Origin of the sequence: Massilia sp. TWR1-2-2, from assembly GCF_049897565.1 — a bacterium.
Lineage (GTDB): Bacteria > Pseudomonadota > Gammaproteobacteria > Burkholderiales > Burkholderiaceae_D > JAFCUW01.
Window position 1 is genome coordinate 1 of sequence record NZ_JAFCWM010000071.1, and the last position, 4,244, is coordinate 4,244.

Below are 4,244 nucleotides of genomic sequence, written 5' to 3' on the forward strand. Positions count from 1 at the left end.
ACGCTGGCTCAGCGATACACTCGAAAAGCTGCCCACCTGCCCGAACAGCAAGATCGACTCCTTGCTACCGTTTGCACAGTCTACCCAGTCGTAAACCGCATTCATAGGTGGGTGGGCCGAACGCTTACTGTGTTCTAGCCATTAACCCTATAACCATCGTGCTCGACATTGGCGAACCCGACTGCCCGCGGAGGCGGGAGCCCCTACCATCCATGCGTAGCCATGGAAATCTTTAGACGCTGCGGAGCATCTTCTCGATGGCGTCGAGGTCGACCGGCTTGGTCAGGTGCAGGTCGAAGTCGGCGTCGCTGGTGCGCCGGCGGTCGGCCTCGCCACCCCAGCCGGTCAACGCCACCAGCAAGGGCTGGTCGAGGCGGCGGTCGTTGCGGATCGCCCGCGCGACGTCGTAGCCGTTGATGCCGGGCATGCCGATATCGAGAAATACCACCTGCGGGCAGAAGTCGAGCACCGCGCCGAGCGCGGCGCGGCCGTCGTTGGCCACTTGCGCCGAGTGCCCAAGCAGCTCGAGCAGCGCCGACAAGGTGTCGGCGGCGTCGCGGTTGTCGTCGACCACCAGCACCCGCACGCTGTGCATCTGCGCGGCCGGCGCCGCAACCGCCAGCACCGCTTCGGCGGCGGCCGCCGCATCGAGCGGCAGGCGCACGGTAAACACGCTGCCGTGGCCCGCGCCGGCGCTGTCGGCGACGACGCTGCCGCCGTGCAGCTCGACTAGGCTGCGCAGCAGCGACAGGCCAATCCCCAGGCCGCCGTGGGCGCGGTTGCAGTCGGCGCCGACCTGGTTGAACAGGCCGAACACTTCCTGCAGCGATTCGGCGGCGATGCCGATGCCGTTGTCGGCCACGCTGATCATGGCGTCGGCGCCGTCGCGGCGCGCCACCAGCGCGATGGTGCCGCCGCGCGGGGTGTACTTGGCGGCGTTGTTCAACAGGTTGTTGACCACCTGCATTACGCGGGTGGCGTCGGCAAACAGCGGCAGCGCTTCGCCGGCCACTTCCACCTTCAGGCGGTGATGGTGCTCGTCGATCATCGGCAGCGACGTCTCGATGGCAGCGTCGAGCACCGACTTCAGGTCGACCTGCGCCTGCTTGAGCGCCACCTGGCCGCGCGTGATGCGGGCGATGTCGAGCAGGTCGTCGACCAGTTCGACCATGTGCCCGAGCTGGCGCTCCATCACGTCGACTACGCGCGCGGTGGCGTCCGGATTGCCGCGCGACAGGCGCAGCACCTGCAGCCCGCTGCGCAAGGGCGCCAGCGGATTGCGCAATTCGTGCGCCAGCGTGGCGAGAAAATCGGTCTTGCGGCGGTCGGCGGCGGTCAGGTCGGCGGCCACGCGCTGCGCCTCGGCTTCGGCCCGTTTGCGCCCGGTGATGTCGGCAAACAGCAGTGCCACCTTGCGGCTGTCGGCGGCGCCGACGCGCGTTGCATACACGTCGAACCAGCGGTTCATCGCCTTCGCTTCGTTGACGAAGCGGACCGGCTCGCCCGTGCTGGCGACGCGCCCGTACGTTTCGAACCAGTGCCGATCGTGTCGGGGCACCATGTCGAGGACGGTCTTGCCGACTGCGTCCGTGAGCCCGGTGTGCTGCACGAAGGCGCTGTTCATTTCCAGGAAGCGGTAGTCGCACGGCTTGCCGGATGGGTCGTACAGCATCTCGATGATGCACACGCCTTCGTCGATCGCCTCGAACAGCGTGCGGTAACGCTCCTCGCTGTCGCGCAGTTCGGCCTTGGTGCTCAGTTCGCGCGTGATGTCGAGCACCACGCCGCGCAGCCGTTCCGGCTCGCCTGAACTGTCGTACAGCACTTCGCCGCGCGCCAGCACCTGCCGGTAACGCCCGTCGGCGCCGCGCACCCGCAACGTCGACGCATACGGCTCGCCGCTGGCGATGGCGCGGCGGATGTCGGCGGCGTGGCCGATGACGTCGTCCGGGTGCAGCTTGGCATAGTAGGCGCTTACCGGGCCTTGCGCGGCCGACTCAGGCGACATGTCGAACAGCCGCGCCATCGCGGCGTCGGTGGTCACGCAATCATGCTTCAGATCCACGCTCCAGCTGGCCAGTTCGGCGGCGTCGCCGGCCAGCGCGGCAGAAACGGCCTGGTCGGGAGTTTTCATCGTGTCAACATAGCACGCAGCGCGCGTTGAAAAGGTTGCTCATTGTACACAGGAGGGCCCAACAGCCGCGACTGTATCGCGCTGACAACAGTGCTCAGGCGCGCCGCTTCAGCTGCTGCGGGCGTTGCGCCAGCGCCGGCGCGGGCCCGGCGGTACCGGCCAGCGCGACCACGGCGGCGTTCTTGCGCGGCGCCGCCGTCAGCGTGAAAATGCCGACCGCGCGCGACAGTTCGCCGGCCTGCTGGCGCATCGACGCGGCGGCCGCGGCCGCTTCTTCGACCAGCGCGGCGTTCTGCCGGGTGACCTGGTCGATTTGCGCCAGCGCGGCGTTAACGTCGACGATGCCGTCGAGCTGTTCGCCGCTGGCGGCGGCGATGTCGCTGACGATGCTGCTGACGCGCCCGATGCTGGCGACGATGTCGGCCATGGTGCGGCCGGCTTCGCCGACCAGTCTGGCGCCAGCGTCGACTTCGCTGGCCGAGTCGCCGATCAGGCGCTTGATGTCGTGCGCCGCCGCCGCCGAGCGTTGCGCCAGCGTGCGCACTTCGGCGGCCACGACGGCAAAGCCGCGGCCCTGTTCGCCGGCGCGCGCCGCTTCCACGGCGGCGTTGAGCGCCAGGATGTTGGTCTGGAACGCGATCGAATCGATGACGCCGACGATGTCGGCGATCTTGCGCGAGCCGGCATTGATCGACTCCATCGTCGTCACCACCTGCGCCACCACCGCGCCGCCCTGGCCGGCCAGGGTCGACGCCGACAGCGCCAGCGTCTCGGCCAGCCGGGCGCTTTCGGCGTTCTGGCGCACCGCGCCGGTGATCTGTTCCATCGACGCGGCGGTTTCTTCCAGCGTGCCGGCCTGCTGTTCGGTGCGGTTTGACAGGTCCTCGTTGCCGGCGGCGATCTCGCTGGCGGCCTGGCCGATCGTGTCGGTGCCGCCGCGCACCTGGCCGACGATGCGCGCGAGACTGTCGTTCATGTCCTTGAGCGCCGCCGACAGCTGGCCGACTTCATCTTTGCTGCGCACCTCGATCCTGCTGCTGAGGTCGCCCGAGGCGACCGTGCGCGCCACCTTGACCGCGTGGCGGATCGGCGCGACGATGCCGCGCGTGATGAACCAGGCCGTCAGCATCGACAGCGCGCCACCGAGCAAGCCGAGCGCGATCATCGCCTTGCTCGCGAAGCTGGCGCTGTCGACGGCATGCTCGCCGGCCGCGTGCATCAGGCCAGACTGGAAAGCGACGAGCGCGTCGATGGCGTCGAGGTAAGCCTGTTGTTTGGCCGCCATGGCGGTGACCAGCAGCGCGCCGGCCTGGTCTTTCTGGCCGGTGCGCGCCAGCTTGACCACCTGATCGCGTTCGGTGGCGAAGGCGGCGCCGGTGGCGCCGATGCGCCCATGCAAGGCTTGCGCCTGCGGCAGCGACCACCTGGCGCCGAGCTGATTGAGTTCGCGCGCCGCGTCGGCGCCGAGCTGGTCGACCGCGTCGAGCGCGGCGCCGGCGGTCGCGCCGTCGCCCAGCAGCAAGGCGTTGCGCAGGTGGCGCGACTGGCGCTCGAGCGTGCCCTTGATGCCATTGAGTTCACTGACGCGCTGGTAGTGCTGGTTCAGCGTGACGTCGATGTCGGCGCTGATCATGGCCAGCCGCGACGCGCCGACCGCGACCACCACCGCCAGCAGCGCGATGGTAAGCGCGAAGCTGAGATTGAGGCGTTGTCCGATTTTCAGGTCTGAAATGTTCATTGCGTGTCCCATTCACAATCATTTGCTGGATTTACGGTGCAAAGATTCTAACGTTAATAATTATGAACGTGAAGAAATATTTATAAAATGTAACTTTAGCGCTACTCAGTCATTACGTTAGACCTCAGCGGCTCGGAGCAAGTTCAATCTCCCGACTCGCGGCGTCATGGCCGGCTAAAGCGGCACGCGAGAAAATGCCTGGCTGGCAGTCAGGCCGGCGACGCCGAGCAGCAGCACGCCGGTGGCGCGCGCCACTAGCCTGAATTTTGCATAAAAAAGGGCAAGAATGCCGTAAGTGATTGATAAAATGTGAGTTATCGAGAAACACAATTTACAACACGAACACCACCTTGCCCGATATGAATTCTACCC

Annotated in this window: 2 protein-coding genes; both read right to left on the reverse strand. The window is 66.9% G+C overall.

Annotated features, from left to right (window positions below; genetic code table 11):
• Positions 1-232 precede the first annotated feature (232 nt).
• Entirely contained in the window at positions 233-2,134 is a 1,902-nt protein-coding gene (locus tag ACP7DD_RS26265; RefSeq protein WP_426178311.1) for a hybrid sensor histidine kinase/response regulator, read from the reverse strand.
• A gap of 94 nt (positions 2,135-2,228) precedes the next feature.
• Positions 2,229-3,872: a methyl-accepting chemotaxis protein gene (locus ACP7DD_RS26270; protein WP_426178313.1), complete on the reverse strand. Its 1,644-nt coding sequence runs from the start codon at positions 3,870-3,872 to the stop codon at positions 2,229-2,231.
• Between the last annotated feature and the right edge of the window lie 372 nt (positions 3,873-4,244).